At 73.9% G+C, this 14,826-nt stretch carries 17 protein-coding genes; 12 read left to right on the forward strand and 5 right to left on the reverse strand.

The features are described from left to right. Positions 1-41: 41 nt before the first annotated feature. From Aru02nite_RS03805 to Aru02nite_RS03830, 6 genes are all read left to right on the forward strand, one after another. Positions 42-1,034: a helix-turn-helix transcriptional regulator gene (locus tag Aru02nite_RS03805; RefSeq protein ID WP_203654925.1), complete on the forward strand. Its 993-nt coding sequence runs from the start codon at positions 42-44 to the stop codon at positions 1,032-1,034. Next, positions 1,031-1,666 (forward strand): DUF1345 domain-containing protein, encoded by a 636-nt coding sequence (locus Aru02nite_RS03810; RefSeq protein WP_203654926.1) that lies wholly within the window; start codon positions 1,031-1,033, stop codon positions 1,664-1,666. The genes Aru02nite_RS03805 and Aru02nite_RS03810 overlap by 4 nt, the downstream gene beginning before the upstream one ends. A 94-nt stretch (positions 1,667-1,760) precedes the next feature. Next, on the forward strand, positions 1,761-2,417 hold the full coding sequence (locus Aru02nite_RS03815; RefSeq protein WP_203654927.1) for an alpha/beta fold hydrolase: 657 nt from the start codon (positions 1,761-1,763) through the stop codon (positions 2,415-2,417). 205 nt (positions 2,418-2,622) lie between these two features. Then, positions 2,623-2,964 (forward strand): DUF485 domain-containing protein, encoded by a 342-nt coding sequence (locus tag Aru02nite_RS03820; protein ID WP_239076383.1) that lies wholly within the window; start codon positions 2,623-2,625, stop codon positions 2,962-2,964. Then, positions 2,961-4,640: a monocarboxylic acid transporter gene (locus Aru02nite_RS03825; RefSeq protein WP_203654928.1), complete on the forward strand. Its 1,680-nt coding sequence runs from the start codon at positions 2,961-2,963 to the stop codon at positions 4,638-4,640. The genes Aru02nite_RS03820 and Aru02nite_RS03825 overlap by 4 nt, the downstream gene beginning before the upstream one ends. A gap of 21 nt (positions 4,641-4,661) precedes the next feature. Further along, positions 4,662-5,315 (forward strand): DUF6518 family protein, encoded by a 654-nt coding sequence (locus Aru02nite_RS03830; RefSeq protein ID WP_203654929.1) that lies wholly within the window; start codon positions 4,662-4,664, stop codon positions 5,313-5,315. 64 nt (positions 5,316-5,379) lie between these two features. Here Aru02nite_RS03830 and Aru02nite_RS03835 read toward each other — a convergent pair whose 3' ends face one another. Continuing rightward, the gene (locus Aru02nite_RS03835) at positions 5,380-5,751 is read right to left on the reverse strand and encodes a hypothetical protein (protein ID WP_203654931.1); all 372 of its coding nucleotides are present in this window, start codon (positions 5,749-5,751) and stop codon (positions 5,380-5,382) included. A 99-nt stretch (positions 5,752-5,850) separates the two neighbouring features. Here Aru02nite_RS03835 and Aru02nite_RS03840 point away from each other — a divergent pair, with 99 nt between their 5' ends. Together Aru02nite_RS03840 and Aru02nite_RS03845 are read left to right on the forward strand one after the other, a co-directional pair. Then, positions 5,851-6,177 (forward strand): PadR family transcriptional regulator, encoded by a 327-nt coding sequence (locus tag Aru02nite_RS03840; RefSeq protein WP_308446252.1) that lies wholly within the window; start codon positions 5,851-5,853, stop codon positions 6,175-6,177. A gap of 27 nt (positions 6,178-6,204) precedes the next feature. Continuing rightward, positions 6,205-7,197, forward strand: a complete 993-nt coding sequence (locus Aru02nite_RS03845) for a hypothetical protein (RefSeq protein ID WP_203654932.1) — start codon at positions 6,205-6,207, stop codon at positions 7,195-7,197. Here Aru02nite_RS03845 and Aru02nite_RS03850 read toward each other — a convergent pair. The 4 genes from Aru02nite_RS03850 to Aru02nite_RS03865 form a co-directional block, all read right to left on the reverse strand. Next, the gene (locus Aru02nite_RS03850; protein ID WP_203654933.1) at positions 7,187-7,813 is read right to left on the reverse strand and encodes a TetR/AcrR family transcriptional regulator; all 627 of its coding nucleotides are present in this window, start codon (positions 7,811-7,813) and stop codon (positions 7,187-7,189) included. The two genes, Aru02nite_RS03845 and Aru02nite_RS03850, sit on opposite strands and share 11 nt — an antisense overlap. A gap of 32 nt (positions 7,814-7,845) precedes the next feature. Beyond that, on the reverse strand, positions 7,846-8,241 hold the full coding sequence (locus tag Aru02nite_RS03855) for a hypothetical protein (RefSeq protein WP_203654934.1): 396 nt from the start codon (positions 8,239-8,241) through the stop codon (positions 7,846-7,848). 186 nt (positions 8,242-8,427) lie between these two features. After that, a complete protein-coding gene (locus Aru02nite_RS03860; protein ID WP_239076384.1) occupies positions 8,428-9,057 on the reverse strand; it encodes a DedA family protein in 630 nt (209 codons plus the stop codon). Beyond that, entirely contained in the window at positions 9,054-9,725 is a 672-nt protein-coding gene (locus Aru02nite_RS03865) for a phosphatase PAP2 family protein (RefSeq protein ID WP_203654935.1), read from the reverse strand. The genes Aru02nite_RS03860 and Aru02nite_RS03865 overlap by 4 nt, the downstream gene beginning before the upstream one ends. An 858-nt stretch (positions 9,726-10,583) precedes the next feature. On the opposite strand from Aru02nite_RS03865, the gene Aru02nite_RS03870 reads away from it, so the two are divergent. The 4 genes from Aru02nite_RS03870 to Aru02nite_RS03885 all read left to right on the forward strand — a co-directional run bounded on the left by Aru02nite_RS03870 (position 10,584) and on the right by Aru02nite_RS03885 (position 14,826). Further along, a complete protein-coding gene (locus tag Aru02nite_RS03870) occupies positions 10,584-11,450 on the forward strand; it encodes an alpha/beta fold hydrolase (protein WP_203654936.1) in 867 nt (288 codons plus the stop codon). A 946-nt stretch (positions 11,451-12,396) separates the two neighbouring features. Then, a complete protein-coding gene (locus tag Aru02nite_RS03875; RefSeq protein WP_203654937.1) occupies positions 12,397-12,693 on the forward strand; it encodes a hypothetical protein in 297 nt (98 codons plus the stop codon). Between the two features lie 42 nt (positions 12,694-12,735). Next, positions 12,736-13,245, forward strand: a complete 510-nt coding sequence (locus Aru02nite_RS03880) for a polyketide cyclase (protein ID WP_203654939.1) — start codon at positions 12,736-12,738, stop codon at positions 13,243-13,245. 765 nt (positions 13,246-14,010) lie between these two features. Continuing rightward, positions 14,011-14,826 carry an alpha/beta fold hydrolase gene (locus Aru02nite_RS03885; RefSeq protein WP_203654941.1) on the forward strand — a complete coding sequence of 272 codons (816 nt, stop codon included), beginning with the start codon at positions 14,011-14,013 and terminating at the stop codon, positions 14,824-14,826.

A 14,826-nucleotide genomic window follows, 5' to 3' on the forward strand; every position in this document is an offset into this window, starting at 1 on the left:
GATGTGGCCGGAAAGTTGCCACAACTCGAAACGGAGGCGCCGTGACCGCGCCACGGGAACGGATGCTGCGCCTGCTGTCGCTGCTCCAGTCCGGCCGGCGCTGGCCCGCCGCCGAGCTGGCCACCGCGATGGGCGTACCCGCACGCACGTTGCGGCGCGACCTCGACCAGCTCCGCACCCTGGGGTACCCGGTGCGCAGCGCGCGCGGGCCGGGCGGCCACTACCGGCTGGCGGCCGGCGCCGCGCTGCCACCGCTCATGCTCGCCGACGACGAGGCGATCGCGACCGTACTGGGGTTGAGCCTCGCCGCGGCCGGCGGTACCGGGATCGACCTCGCCGCCGAGTCCGCCGACCGGGCCGCCGCCAAGCTGCGCCGCATCCTGCCCGCGGGCCTGCGCCGCCGCACCGACGAGGTACTCGCCGCCGTCGAGTTCGGCCGCAGCGAGCAGCCCGCCGCCGCCCCCGACGTACTCGGCGTGGTGGCGTCGGCGGTCGCGGCGCGCCGGTGCCTGTCCTTCGCGTACCGGGGGAAGGCGGGGACGTCGCGGCGGACGGTGGAGCCGGTCCGCCTCGTCCGGGTACGCCAGCGCTGGTACCTGTACGCGTGGGACCGGGACCGGCGCGACTGGCGCAGCTTCCGGCTGGACCGCCTCGACGGGCCGGAGCGGACGGGCACGGCGTTCCAGCCGCGCCCGCTGCCCACCGACGACCTCGCCGGGCACCTCCGGGACCGGTTCGTGGGCTCGCGGACGGTCCGCGTCGTGCTGACCCTGGACACCGACGTGCGGGACGCGGCCGCGCGGCTGCACCGGGTCGACGGCACCCTGGAGGCCGTCGACGACCACACCTGCCGGTACGTCGCGTACGTCGACTCGTACGAGTGGCTGACGGTGGTGTTGACGTTGACCGACGTGGCGTTCCGGGTGGTGGAGCCGGACGCGTTCCGCGCGCACCTGGCGCGTACGGCCCGGCGGTTGCTCGACGCCACGGACCGCGACCACGCGGCGGTACCGGCGGATAGGCTCGGGCGGTGACCGGTCGGATGCCTCTGGCGGCGGTACCCCGGCTCGCCGGTGCGGTGGTCGGCGGTGCGCTCGTCGGGGTGCTCGTCGGCCTGCTCGTCGACGTACCGCTGGGGGTGCTGTCGGCGGTGGCGGTCGCGCAGACCCTGTTCGTGGTGTCCGGCTGGGCGGTGCTGTGGCCGCTGGACGCCGACGCCACCCGGCAGAACGTCGGCCGGGAGGACTTCCGCCCTGCGCTGGAGGAGATCGCCGTCCTCAGCGTCGCGCTGTGCGGGCTCGCCGGGATCGCGGTGCTGCTGTTCTTCGGCGGGTACCGCGACGGTCGGTCGGCCGCCGCGCTCGCGCTGGCCGGCGTGTTCATGGCCTGGGCCGCCCTGCACCTCATGTACGCCACGCGGTACGCGTACCTGTACTACCTGGGTGCGGCGGGCGGCATCAACTTCAACAGCGACGAGGCGCCCGCCTTCCGCGACTTCCTGTACTTCAGCTACAACCTCGGCATGACCTACCAGGTCTCCGACACGTCCGTGTCGAGCAGCTGGATCCGCGCCGTCGCGCTGCGGCACTGCCTGCTGTCGTACGTGTTCGGCACGAGCATCCTCGCCACGGCCATCAACCTCGTCGTCGGCATCGTCAACCACTGACCTGCCGGTAGACACTGTCTGCTCGACCGTGATAGACACTGTCTACCGCCACGGCCGTGCCCGGAAACCGTTCGGGCGACAGGGAAGGAACGGCGTGCACGACCTCGTCTGCCTGCACGGTGCGACCAGCGGTCCGGCCACCTGGGAGCCGCTGCGCGCCGGCCTGACCGCCCTCGGGTACCGGCCGCACTGCCCGACGCTGCTCGGCCACCACGACGCCGGGCGCCGCGACACGTACCCGCTGGAGGCGTTCCGCGATCAGGTGTTCGGCGAGCTGGACCGGCTGGGCCCGGCGCCGGTCACCCTCGTCGGCCACTCGCTCGGCGCCGTCGTCGCCACCCTGGTCGCCGCCGCACGGCCCGAACGCGTCGCACGCCTCGTCCTGGAGGAACTCCCGGTACTCCGGCGCGACGCCGGCGACGGTCCCCCGGTCCGCAGCCGCCGCACCGGACTCGCGCTCCGGGCGTACGCGAGGGTGCGGCCGGGTCGGGTCGATCCGCGGCTGGCGCGCGACGTGCTCGCCGCGTTGCGCGCGCCCAGCCCGGACTGGTGGCGCGGCCTCGCCCGGATCACCGCACCGACGCTGCTGATCACCGGCGGCGACGCCAGCCACCTCGACCAGTCCCGGTACGCACTCGTCGAGCGGGCCGTCGGTGACGCGTCCGTCGTCACGGTCGACGTCGGGCACCGGGTGCACAGCCGGGCCCCGGAACGCTGGCTGGCCGCGGTCACCGCGTTCCTCCCGCACTGACCCGCCCGGTCAGGCGGCACGGTGGCCGATCAGCACGTCGAACACCGGACTGGCGGCGGTCGGGGCGATCTGGCGGCGTGCCGCGCCGTCCGGTCCGTCGTCATCTGGAGGAACGACCACTTATCGGTGTCTTGTCACGACTCATCTCGCTCTCCGTCGTTGGTCCCGTGACGTTGTGGGGTTTTCGGCACCATGGAGGAACGACGTGGTCAGCGGCACCATGCACCGGCGGGCGGTACCCGAACCGGACCATGCCGGGCTCGGCGACGACCCGCGCTTCGTCCAGTTGCGCTCCCGGTTCCGGCGCTTCGTGTTCCCGGTCGCGGCGGCGTTCCTCGGCTGGTACCTGCTGTACGTGGTGCTCTCCGCGTTCGCCCGGGACCTGCTCGGCATCCGCGTGTACGGCAGCGTCAACGTGGCGCTGGTGTTCGGGCTGCTGCAGTTCGTGACCACGTTCGTCGTGGCGCTCCGGTACGCGCGCTTCGCCCGGACCCGGCTCGACCCGCTCGCCGCCGAGCTCGCGGACACCGCGGCCGGTGACCGGTGAGCGGCACGTTCACGACGGGGCGGGCGCTGACGTTCGGACTGTTCGTCGCGCTCGTCCTGGTCACCCTCGTCATCACGGTCTGGGCGCGGCGCAACTCCGGCGGCGGCGCGGAGGACTTCTACACCGGCGGTCGCGCGTTCTCCGGACTGCAGAACGGGCTGGCGCTCGCCGGCGACTACATGTCCGCCGCGTCGTTCCTCGGCATCGCCGGCATCATCGCGCTCGCCGGCTACGACGGCTTCCTGTACTCGATCGGCTTTCTCGTCGCGTGGCTCGTCGCGCTGGTGCTCGTCGGGCTGATGCGCAACGTCGGCCGGTTCACCATGGCCGACGTACTGTCGTTCCGGATGCGGGCCCGCCCGGTGCGTACGGCGGCGGCCGTCTCGACACTCACCGTCTCGGTGTTCTACCTGCTCGCGCAGATGGTCGGGGCGGGCGCGCTGGTATCGCTGCTGCTCGGCATCAGGCCCGGCGAGACGTTCCTCGGCATGTCGGCGGGCGAGGCGAAGGTCGCGACCATCATCGTCGTCGGCGTCCTCATGGTCGTGTACGTGACGTTCGGCGGCATGAAGGGCACCACCTGGGTACAGATCACCAAGGCCGTACTGCTGATGGCCGGCACCGCGCTGATGACCGTACTGGTCATGGCGCACTTCGGGTTCGACCTCAGCCGGCTGCTCGGCAGCGCCGCGAAGGCCAGCGGGCACGGCGCGGCGTTCCTCGAACCCGGCCTCAAGTACGGGACGGAGGTGCCCGGCCACCCCGGTGCGACGCTCGCGCACAAGCTCGACCTGATCAGCCTCGGCCTGGCGCTGGTCCTCGGCACCGCCGGGCTGCCGCACATCCTGACCCGCTTCTACACCGTGCCGAACGCGCGTACCGCCCGCGCCTCGGTGAACTGGGCGATCGGCCTGGTCGGCGTGTTCTACCTGATGACGCTGGCGCTCGGGTTCGGCGCGGCGGCGCTCGTCGGGCACGCCGCGATCACCGCGCAGGACCCGGCCGGCAACACCGCCGCACCGCAGCTGGCGCACGTACTCGGGCACGAGGTCGCCGGCAGGTACGGTGCCGGGATCCTGCTCGCGGTGATCGCCGCGGTCGCGTTCGCCACGATCCTGGCCGTGGTGGCGGGGCTGGTGATGGCGTCCGCGACGTCGCTCGCGCACGACTACTTCGGGCAGGTTCTCATGCTCGGCCGCCCGCGCGAGTCGCAGGAGGTCGGCGTGGCGCGGTTCGCCGCCGCCCTGATCGGTACGCTCGCGATCGTCCTGGCCATCTTCGCGCAGAACCTGAACGTCGCGTTCCTGGTGGCGCTGGCGTTCGCGATCGCGGCCTCGGCGAACCTGCCGTCGATCGTGTTCTCCCTGTTCTGGCGGCGGTTCACGACCGCGGGCGCGGTCGCCGGCATGTACGGCGGGCTCGGCAGTTCGCTGCTGCTGGTGGCCTTCTCGCCCGTGGTGTCCGGCAAGGTCAATCCGGTCACGGGCGCCAGCGAGTCGCTGTTCCCGGCCGGCGTCGACTTCCACTGGTTCCCGATGGAGAACCCGGGCATCGTGTCGATCCCGGTCGGGTTCGCCTGCGCGGTCCTCGGCACGCTGCTCAGCCGCCGGCCCGCCGACCCCGCCCGGCACACCGAGCTGGAGGTACGCGCGCTCACCGGCATCGGCGCGCCCTGACGGTTCTGGTTCACTGTCGGCATGTCCACCGCCACCGCGACGACCCGCACGCCCGCCCCCGCCGTACGCCGCGGTCCGGTCGTGGCCGTCGTCGCCGTGGCCGCCGGCGTCGTACTCGGCGCGCTCGACCTCGCCGGCCAGCTCGCCCTCCCGTACCCGTGGGCGAACCTGGCGAACTCGGCCGCGCTGTGGGCGGTCGCCGCGTTCGGCCTCGCCCGGTGGGTACGCGCCGGCGCCGTACGCTGCATGGTCGCCGGCACCGTCCTGCTCGTCGTCGCCGTCCCCGTCTACTACCTCGCCGCCGCGCTGGTACTGCACGACGAGGTCGGCAACGCGGTGTCCGCGGTCGGCCTCGCCTGGACCGCCTCCGGGGTGCTCGCCGGCTGCGTGTTCGGCCTCGCCGGGCACCTCCGCGCCGTACGTCCCCCCTTCCTGGCCGCGCTCGGCGTCGCCCTCCCCAGCGCCGTACTGCTCGCCGAGGCCGCGCAGCGCGCGCTGCGCCCGCACCGTGGCTGGGACGACGACGCGTGGACGGCCGTGATCCAGGTGGCGCTGGCCGTCGTACTCGTGGCCGCCGCGGGACGCGGCCTGCGCGGCCGGGCGCTCGCCGCCGCGCTGGCCGTACCGCTCGCCGCGTTCGGCTGGGTCGCGTTCCGCGTCGCCGGCTTCGCCTGACCGCTCCGGATCGCCCGTCCAGCAACGCTTTCCCGGCCTGCACCGGACATCGTCAGCCTCCAACTCACGGGGTCGTCGGGGTGAAGGTCAGGACGCCGACAGCCCCGTCGACCCAGTCGACCCGCACGCCGAGGTTGTTGAGCTGACCGCGGGATCCGTTGCCGGACAACGTGTTCTCCACTTCCGTACCGGGTGCGGTACCCCGGACGGTGACGGTCGAGTGGGCGACGGTGACGTGCACCCGGTCGATCCCGTACGCGGGGGTCTCGACACCGAAGCCGGCGCTGCCGTCGACACGGATCTGGCACGACCCGTACCGGCAGGCGGTGGCGTCGGTGCCGTCGGTGGCGCGGGGCGGGTCGGTGGCGCCGCAGCCTGCGAGGACCGCGACGCAGCCCAGGAGTACCGCGGTCCGCCACCGCGTTCGATCCGTCATCTCCGTACCGCCTTCCGTCGTGACACCGGTGTACCGGACGGCGGCGGGAGCGGTCCCGCGCGTACTGGACACTATTCAGATCATCGGTATAGTCACCGCATGGCGATGCAGGAGCCGACCTTCCTCGTACTGACCGCGCTCGCGGGTCCGCCGCTGCACGGGTACGCGATCATGCGTGCCGCGGCGGAGCTGCCCGGCGGCATGCCGCTGCGCGCCGGCACGCTGTACGCGGCGCTCGACCGGCTGACCGCCGAGGGCCTGGTCGAGGTGGCCGGCGAGGAGCAGCTGGGCGGCGGGCGGGTGCGCCGGTCGTACCGGCTGACGGGGTCGGGCGCGACCGCGCTGCGGGCCGAGACCGCGCGGCGGCGCGACCTGCTCGCCGTGGCCACCGACCGGCTCGCCGCCCTGCGCCCGCGCCCCGCCTGACCGGCGACCGACCCCGAAGGGACCGACGTGACCGACGAGGCGACCGTCCGCCGCTACCGGCGGCTGCTGCACGCGTACCCGGGCTGGCACCGCCACCGGTACGGCCCGGACCTGCTGACCACGCTGCTCGACGCCGCCGAGGCCGACCCGGGCGCCGACAGCCGGCGGGCCCGGGCCGCGATCGTCGCCGACGGGCTGCGTACCCGGGTGCGGGTGCGCGGCGCCGGCTGGCTCCTCGCCGCACTCGCCGCGCTCGCCGGTGCGGGCGCGCTCGCCGGGCTGGCGGGCTTCGCCAGCTGGTACGCGACGGTCGGGCCGGCGCCGACGCGGGCGCGTGCGGTCGCGGTCGCCGGGCCGCTGCTGCCGGCCGGGAAACCCAGTGTCGACACCGTTTCCGACGGCGCGTACGAGTCCGGCGGCGACCCCCTCGACACCGCGTTGATGGCGGTGCTCGGCGATCCCGACCCGGCGCGGGGCGGCGTCGTACTCGAATGGTTCGAGGTGCCGCACCGTGCCGCCCCGCTCGCCGACGCCGGGCGGTACCTGTCGGGGCACGGTTGGCGGGTCCGGCACGACGCCGAGACGCTGGTCGCCGACCGCGCCAGGCTCCGGATCGAGCTGACCGTACTGGCCGGCGACGCCCGCCACCCGGACGACGTGACCGTGCACGTGCTGCCGATCCCGCCGACCACCGCGTACGTGCTGGCCACGGTGGGTGCGGCGGTTGGGCTGGTGGCCGGCTGGCTCGTCGCCGCCGCCGTACTGGCGCGGGCCCGGCACCGCGCGACCGCCGACCTCGCCGCGCTCGTACTCCTGGTGGTGGCGGTCCTGGGCACGCTGCCCGCCGCCGGCCTCGACCTCCTCGCCGTGGGCAGCGCCGGCTCGCTGCTGCCGGAGCCGCCGTGGTCTGGTTACCACTTCGCACTCGCCCGGCCGCTCGGCGCGTGCGGGGCCCTGGCGCTGGGGGCCGTCCTGCTGCTGACGGTCCGGCGCCGGCCGCGCACCCGCGTCACCGCCTGACGGCGATCCCGGCGAGCAGCAGTTCGGCCAGGGTGTCGGCGTACCGGTCCGGGTCGACGTCGGGGTGCTCGTCGAGGTAGGCGAGCATCGCGTCGATCGCCCCCTGGTACGTCACGGCCACCACCCGTACGTCGAAGTCCCGGAGGGTGCCCTCCTCCTGGCCGCGCCGCAGCAGCGCCTCCTCCGCCCGGTACGTCTCCTCGTAGTCGGCGAGGGTGAGCCGCGGCGCCTCGTCCGGGCCGCGCAGGTTGAGCGAGATCCGGTTCAGCGCCCGGAACTCCGTGGCGTGCGTCTGCCCCAGCCGCGCCGCCTGCCGCAACGCGGCCCGGAGTACGTCGGGGACGGGTCGGGTCAGGTCGAGTCCGGCGGCGAGGGAGTCGCGCAGCGCGGCGAGAGTACCGCGGGCGACGGTGGCCATCAGGTCGTCCTTGGACCCGAAGTAGTGCGACACGAGGCCCTTGGAAACGCCTGCGGCGTCGGCGATCCGGGCCAGCGACGCGTACTCGTAGCCGTGGTGGGCGACGACCTCCAGGGTGGCGCGGACGATCTGGGCGCGGCGCCGCTCCTCGCCGAGGCGTTCGCGGCGGCGGGTCGGGGCGGGGTCGGACGGGCTCATGCGCCCACTCTGACCGCTGCGGCCGCCCGGGGTCACGCGACCCGCCGGCGCGCCGCCCGGACGACGCAGCCGAGCAGGACCAGCATGACCGCGGCGACCACGACCATCTGACCGCGCATCCAGCCGGGGAACGCGGGCAGGCACGCCTCCACCACGTTCACCGCGGCGACGACGGTGGCGATGACCCCGATCGCGCGGACCGCCCGCACGCTGCCGCGCCGGGCCGCGCGCAGCCGCAACGGGAGCAGTACCGCGAAGGCGGCGACGACGAGGGCGTGGCCCCACGCCTCCCGGGTCGCGAGGTGCGGTGCGGCGGCCGTGAGGACGACCAGCACCACGACGGTCGCGACCACGATCCCCACGTACGTCCAGATCGCGGCGCGCACGGCCCGGAGGTCGGTGGGCGCCGCCTCGATGTCGTTGACCATGCGGCCAATAGTATTGACCAATTGGCCAACAAGCAACCGGGACGGACGACACGACACCGGGCAGGAACATCGGGGCGGGCCGATACCACGCCTGGATGGCCGGCGCGGCAACGGACAGCGGTCGACAAGGGGGACCGGACGGGTCGGATCCGCGCGGTGGATCCCTTGTCCGGCAACGGAAAGCGGTCAGGACGGGGAACCGGCCGGGTGGCGGCGACGGTGGGCGCGCCGTACCCGCCAGCCGACCAGACCGGTCACCGCGAGCGCGGCGGCGACCACCACGTACAGCTCGTACCGGGTGGCGAGCCGCTCGACGGCGGCGAGGTGCGCGCCGAGCAGGTACCCGAGGGTGGCCCAGACGCCGACCCAGGCGGCGGCGCCGATCGCGTTGCACACCAGGAAACGCCACCAGCGCATGCCGGCCGCACCGGCGAGCAGGCCGTTGGCCTGGCGCAGTCCCTCGACGAACCGCGCCACGATCACGACCGTGCCACCGTGCCGGCCCATGAACCGTTCGGCCCGGTCCAGCCGGCGCGGGGTGAGCAGCACGTACCGGCCGTACCGGGCGAGGAGGCGGCGACCGCCGAAGTGGCCGATGGCGTACCCGATGTTGTCGCCGAGGACGGCCGCGACGAGCGCGAGGCCGGCGACGGCGAGGATGTGCAGGTGGCCGTCGTGCGCGGCGACCGAGGCGAGGATGAGCACGGTCTCGCCGGGCGAGGGCACCCCGAAGTCCTCCACGAGGACCAGTACGGACACCGCAAGGTAGCCGTACTGGTCGAGCAGAGCGGCCAGGTCGGCGAGAGCCGTGGTCACCGGTGGCGGCCTCCAGCGGGCAGTTCGGGCGACGCGGCCGAGGCGTCGCCACCCACCCGACTGTACGACCCGGCGACCGTCGCGCCGGCGAGTACGGGCCGCAGCGGCGTCCGGGCGAGGGCGGCGAGCAGCCGGGCGACGAGCGTACGCAGGCCGGAGAGTACGAGCAGGAACGCGACGGCCGCGCCGATCAGGAGACCGCCGGTGACGTCGAGCGGGTAGTGCACCCCGACGTACACCCGGGCGAACGCGAGCAGGACGGCCAGTACGACGGCCAGTGCGCCCCAGCGGCGCGACACGACCAGCAGCCCGGCGGCGAACGCCCCCGCGATCACCGCGTGGTCGGACGGGAACGACGGATCGGTCGAATGGTTCAGCAGCAACAGGACGTGCGGCATCGCCACGAACGGCCGGGGCCGGTCGACCAGCGGCCCGACGATCTGGTTGAGCGCCAGGCCGACCAGGGTCGCCACGCCGGTGAGTACGACGGCGGCCAGCGACTGGAAGCCGTCGGCGCGGCGCCGGGCCAGCAGCCCGCACACCACCCAGACCGCGGCGAGCGCGACGAGCCCGCCCCACAGCGCGTACGCGGCCATGAAACCGTGCGCCCAGCCGGTCGCGGCAGCCAGGTGGTCGATGTCCCAGAAGAGGCTGCGATCTGCGCCCATGCCGTGCCTTCCGATGTCGGTGTCCCGCAGCGGCCGCCACGACGCGCCAGTACGCACGACCGAGTGGCTACTACAGTTGAGTGTCGTAGACATTATTACTACAGTCGCTGTCGTAGATGCGCGGGGCGGGGACGAACGGGGCGCCGGACCGGACCGGTCGGACGACCACGTCCGGGCGACGACCCGTCCCGTACGACACGGCGGGCCAGGGCACGGCCGTGGACGGCAGGCGTACCCGCGCGCGGCACACGTCGCGATCGTCTACGCCAGCGTCGGCGCCGGACCCGACCGCAACGCCGAACTCGCCCGGCGGATCGACGCCACCTGCCACAGCACCGACCGCCTCACGTGGTCAGCACGGCGGGGGTCACGCCGGCGGTGCCGGCCGCGTTCCCTCCCCCGCGTTCTGTCCGCCCGCGTTCGTGCCGCCCGCGTTCCTGCCGCCCGCGTTCCTGCCGCCCGCCGGCGCCGACGAGATCGCCGCGCGCCGCCGGTTCCGTTCGCAACCCGCACCTCCGTGCAGAACCCGCGCGGCCGCTCCACGCACGATCGCCCGACCCATCGCCACCCGCTGCGTTCGCCAGCAACGAATCCGCTCGCGCTCGTGGCCGCCACTCGCTCGGCCCGGGTCGACCGGACCGTACGGTCGCCGCCGCGCCCACCGTCCGTCCGGCCGCGCCCGCCCACACGTGGCCCCGGGCGCGCGGTTCGCCTGTCCGGTAACGGATCCGGCCATGGCGCCGTAGGGTCGACACGTGACGGCGGCCGCACCCCGCGCGGGACGCCCCGGGTGCGTCGATGAGTTCCGGCGGCGCGGACCGTCTGTACCGGTGACGATCCGATCCTGGAGGACATCCCATGGCCGCTCCGACGACCCGCACCCTCGACGCGCCCGGCGCCGTCCTGACCTACGACGTACGCCCGAACGAGGGGAGCACCGAACCGCCGCTGCTGCTGGTCGCGTCCCCGATGGCCGCGTCCGCGTTCGTCGGCCTCGCCGCACAGTTCACCGACCGCACCGTCGTCACGTACGATCCGCGCGGCGCCGACCGCAGCCCGCGTACCGACGGGGCCGACCGGTCCACCCCGGAGGAGCACGCCGACGACCTGCGCCGCGTCATCGACGCCGTCGGCGGCGGGCCGGTCGACATCTTCGCCAGCAGCGGCGGCGCGGTCAACGCCCTCGTCCTCGTCGCGCAGCACGGCGACCGGGTACGCACCCTCGTCGCGCACGAGCCGCCCGCCTCGTCCGCACTGCCCGACCGAGCCCAGGTACTCGCCGCCTGCACCGACATCCGCGAGACGTACCTGAAGTCCGGGTTCGGGCCCGGCATGGCGAAGTTCATCATGCTGGTCAGCCACCAGGGCCCGCTCACCGACGAGTACGCCGCGCGGCCCGCGCCCGACCCGGCCGCGTTCGGCCTGCCCACCGACGACGACAGCGTCCGCGACAACCCGCTGCTCGGGCAGAACATGATCACGTGCAACGAGTACGAGCACGACTTCGCGGCGCTGAGGTCCGCACCCACCCGCATCGTCGTCGGCGTCGGCGCCACCTCCGGCGAGACTTTGCCCGCCCGCGCCGGCCGCGCCATCGCCGACCGCCTCGGCACCGAACCGACCACGTTCCCCGGCGACCACGGCGGGTTCGTCGCGGGCGGCGAGTACGGCGGCACCGGCGACCCCGTCGCCTTCGGCGCCGCCCTCCGTGCCACCCTCGGCTGACTCCCCCGCCGGGATCCCTTGCCCACCAACCAATCCCGCTCCGGTTCCCGCCGGCCCGGCTCACCGCGGTCTGTTGTCCTCCCGCCGATCCGGTACGCGCCGGCGCCGCTCGGCGTACCGCGCGACCGGCGACGAGCCGCGGGTGACGGGGTGCTGGCGCGAAGGTCCACTATGGAGAGTCGGTCGGGCGGGCCGGATCCGCCCGCGTCACGGACTTGCGAAACTCCACGACTTCCCTTGCGTGGTAAGCATTTGCGAACGTCCCGACTCGCCGCGCGGGATGTCGTGGACACCGAGCGGCCGGCGACGTTCGGTGTCCCCATCCGGTCGGGACGCGAAGCCGTTCTGTGTTGTGGCGTCGGCCGCATGCCGTACGCGACGCCGGCCCTCGAACACAGGTCGGCGTTCACAGTTGTTGCCGCGGAACATCTGGCGCCTCCGAGGTACGGCGGCGACCAGCGTCGTGGCCACACACCGGGCGCGACGCCGACCCTCGAACACAAGTCGGCGCTCGCGGTTGTAGCCGCAGAACAGCTGACCCTCCGAGGTACAGCGGCGTTCGGCGTCGTGGCCCCAAGCCGAGCGCGACGCCGACGCTCGAACGCCGGTCGCCGCTCGCGGTTGTGGCCGCAGAATGGCTGGCTCCTCCGAGTACAGCGGCCGTTCGGCGTCGTGGCCGGGATGCGGCGGCCGCGTGTGCGGTGGCGTTCGGTGCCGTGGCGCGGCGGGATGCTCGGTATGGCCGGTGTCCGGGGACGGGAGCGGCGTGGGCCGGACCCGGTCGTACGAGGGGATCCGGGGTCGGTGCGTTCCGGTGCACCCGGGACGGTGAGCGGGGGTGGGTTCGCGCCCGGGTGGGCGTCGGCCGGGCGTACGGTCGCAGCGTAGGGCGGGTGCCGTGGACGCGGCGGCACGGCGGTACGGCGACGACGCACGAGGGGGCGCCATGACCACGACCCACACCGAACACACCGGGCACGGCCACACGCACGGCGACGGCTGCGGGCACGTGGCCGTACCGCACGGGGATCACGTGGACTACGTGCACGACGGGCACCTGCACCGCGAGCACGGCGGGCACACCGACGAGTGCGAGCCGACAGGGCACGTCGAGCACACCGGGCACACGCACACCCACGGCGACGGGTGCGGCCACGTCGCGGTGCCGCACGGCGACCACGTCGACTACGTGCACGACGGGCACCGGCACGCGCTGCACGAGGGCCACGTCGACGACCACTGACCCGATCTCCCCCGATCCGTCCGACCGGTGGAGGATGACCGGATGATCGGTGACCGGTGGGGCGTCCGGGACGACGAGGTACGGCGGCGTTATCCGTGCGACGACTTCGTTCCCGCACCCGTACTCCAGGCGTGGCGCGGTGTCGACGTCGCGGCCTCCGCCGCCGCGGTCTGGCCCTGGGTCGGACAGGTGCGCATCGCGCCGTACTCGTACGACTGGATCGACAACCTGGGCCGGCGCTCACCGCAGAACCTGGTCGGCCTGCCCGAACCGCGCGTCGGCGAACCGTTCACCACCGCCGGTGGGCGCCAGCGCGGCCGGATCGTCGCGGTCGAGCCCGGACGCGAACTCACCGGCACCATCATGGGCGCCTTCCTGTCGTACGTGCTCGTGCCCGACGGGCCCGACCGAACCCGCCTGCTGCTCAAGGTTTCCTTGCGTACCAACCGGTTGGTGGCGCCGGCGGCGTCCGTCGGCGACCTCGTCATGGCCCGCCGCCAACTGCTGAACCTCAAGCGCCTCGCCGAGGGCGGCGGATCCCCCACCCCCTGACCGCATCCCGTCGTACGCCCACCGCACGGCCGCTCTCCCGCGCGAAACGGTGCTTCCACCGCGCACGGCGCGAACCGACCGCATGATGCCGCAGCTCTCCAACTCGTCACGGTTCCGCGCAATCGGCGGGAAGCCTTGCACACCAACCGGAAGCGGTACGCTCGGGCCGCGGTGACGGTATGCGATCAGGACCGGGTGGGTGATGTCCGGCGAGCCCGGCATGTCAGTACGGTGCGCCACCGGTGTCCACCGATCGTGGCGTACACCGGGTTAACGATGGGGGAACTGACCCGGGCCCCGTTGGTTCCCGGCACGGATCGCGGTCACGATGGCGGCACGGACGCGACGCCAGGTGCTGGGGGGTTGCCTGGCGTCGCGTCCGGGTGCGGTCGGGTGCCGGGGTCACCTCGCCGTCCGACACGGGTGCGGCGCCAGGCGCTGGGGGGTTGCCTGGTCCCGTGCCCCACTCGGCCGCCCGGCCGGGCTCCACGTGGGCCCGGCCGGGCGGCCCCGTGCCGGACGACCGCACCCACCCCGAGCCCCGGAACCCGCGCCGAGCACACCGGCACCGCACCGCGCGGCCGACTCAGTACGACGGGACGACGGCGTGGCACGGCAACGAGTGCGGCGCGGGCGATCGCTGGCGAGTACCGGGCGGCGGTGGGTCATCGGGCTGGGGATGACCTCGGAGGTCATCGACCGGGTGCGGGGTCGGCGGGCAGGGTTGCCGGTGTCGGACGAGGAACGGACAACCGGGAGATCGAGATGCCGTACGTGACCGCCAGCGACGGAACCCGCCTGGCGTACGAGGACTACGGGACGGGGGCGCCGGTGGTGTTCGTGGCCGGCTGGGCGCTGGGCGCGGACATGTGGGAGTTCCAGGTACCGCGGTTCCTGGAGGAGGGGTACCGGTGCGTGTTGCGGGACCGGCGCGGCCACGCCCGTTCGGACCGCCCGTCGACCGGGTACGACATGGACACGCTCGCGGACGATCTGGCCGTACTGCTGGACGCGCTGGACCTGCGGGACGTGACGCTGGTGGCGCACTCGTTCGGTGGTGTGGAGGTGGCGCACTACCTGGGCCGGCACGGGTCGGCGCGGATCGCGCGGGTGGTGCTGGTGGCGGCGTGCCTGCCGTCGATGCGGCGCAGCGCGGCCAACCCGGAGGGTGTACCGGCGGAGCTGTGCGCGGCGTCGATCGCGTCGCTGCGGGCGGACCGGTACAGGTGGTTGGCGGACCGGAGCCAGGCGTACTTCGCCACGCACCTCGGCAACGACGTGTCGCCGGCGTTGGTGGACGCGACGGTGCGGCAGTGCCTGGACGTGGCTCCGTACGCGGCGCTGCGGGTGCAGGAGGTCAACCTGACCACGGCGCACGAGGACGTCCTGCCGACGATCGACGTGCCGGTACTGGTGGTGCACGGGGACGCGGACGCGTCGGCGCCGGTGCACATCACGGGGCGGCGTACGGCGAAGGCGATCCCGGGGGCGGTCTACCACGAGTACGCGGCGGCGGGGCACGGGTTGTACGTCACGCACGCGGAGCGGCTCAACGGCGACATCCTCGACTTCATGTCCTGA

It is taken from the genome of Actinocatenispora rupis, assembly GCF_016861975.1.
Lineage (GTDB): Bacteria > Actinomycetota > Actinomycetes > Mycobacteriales > Micromonosporaceae > Actinocatenispora > Actinocatenispora rupis.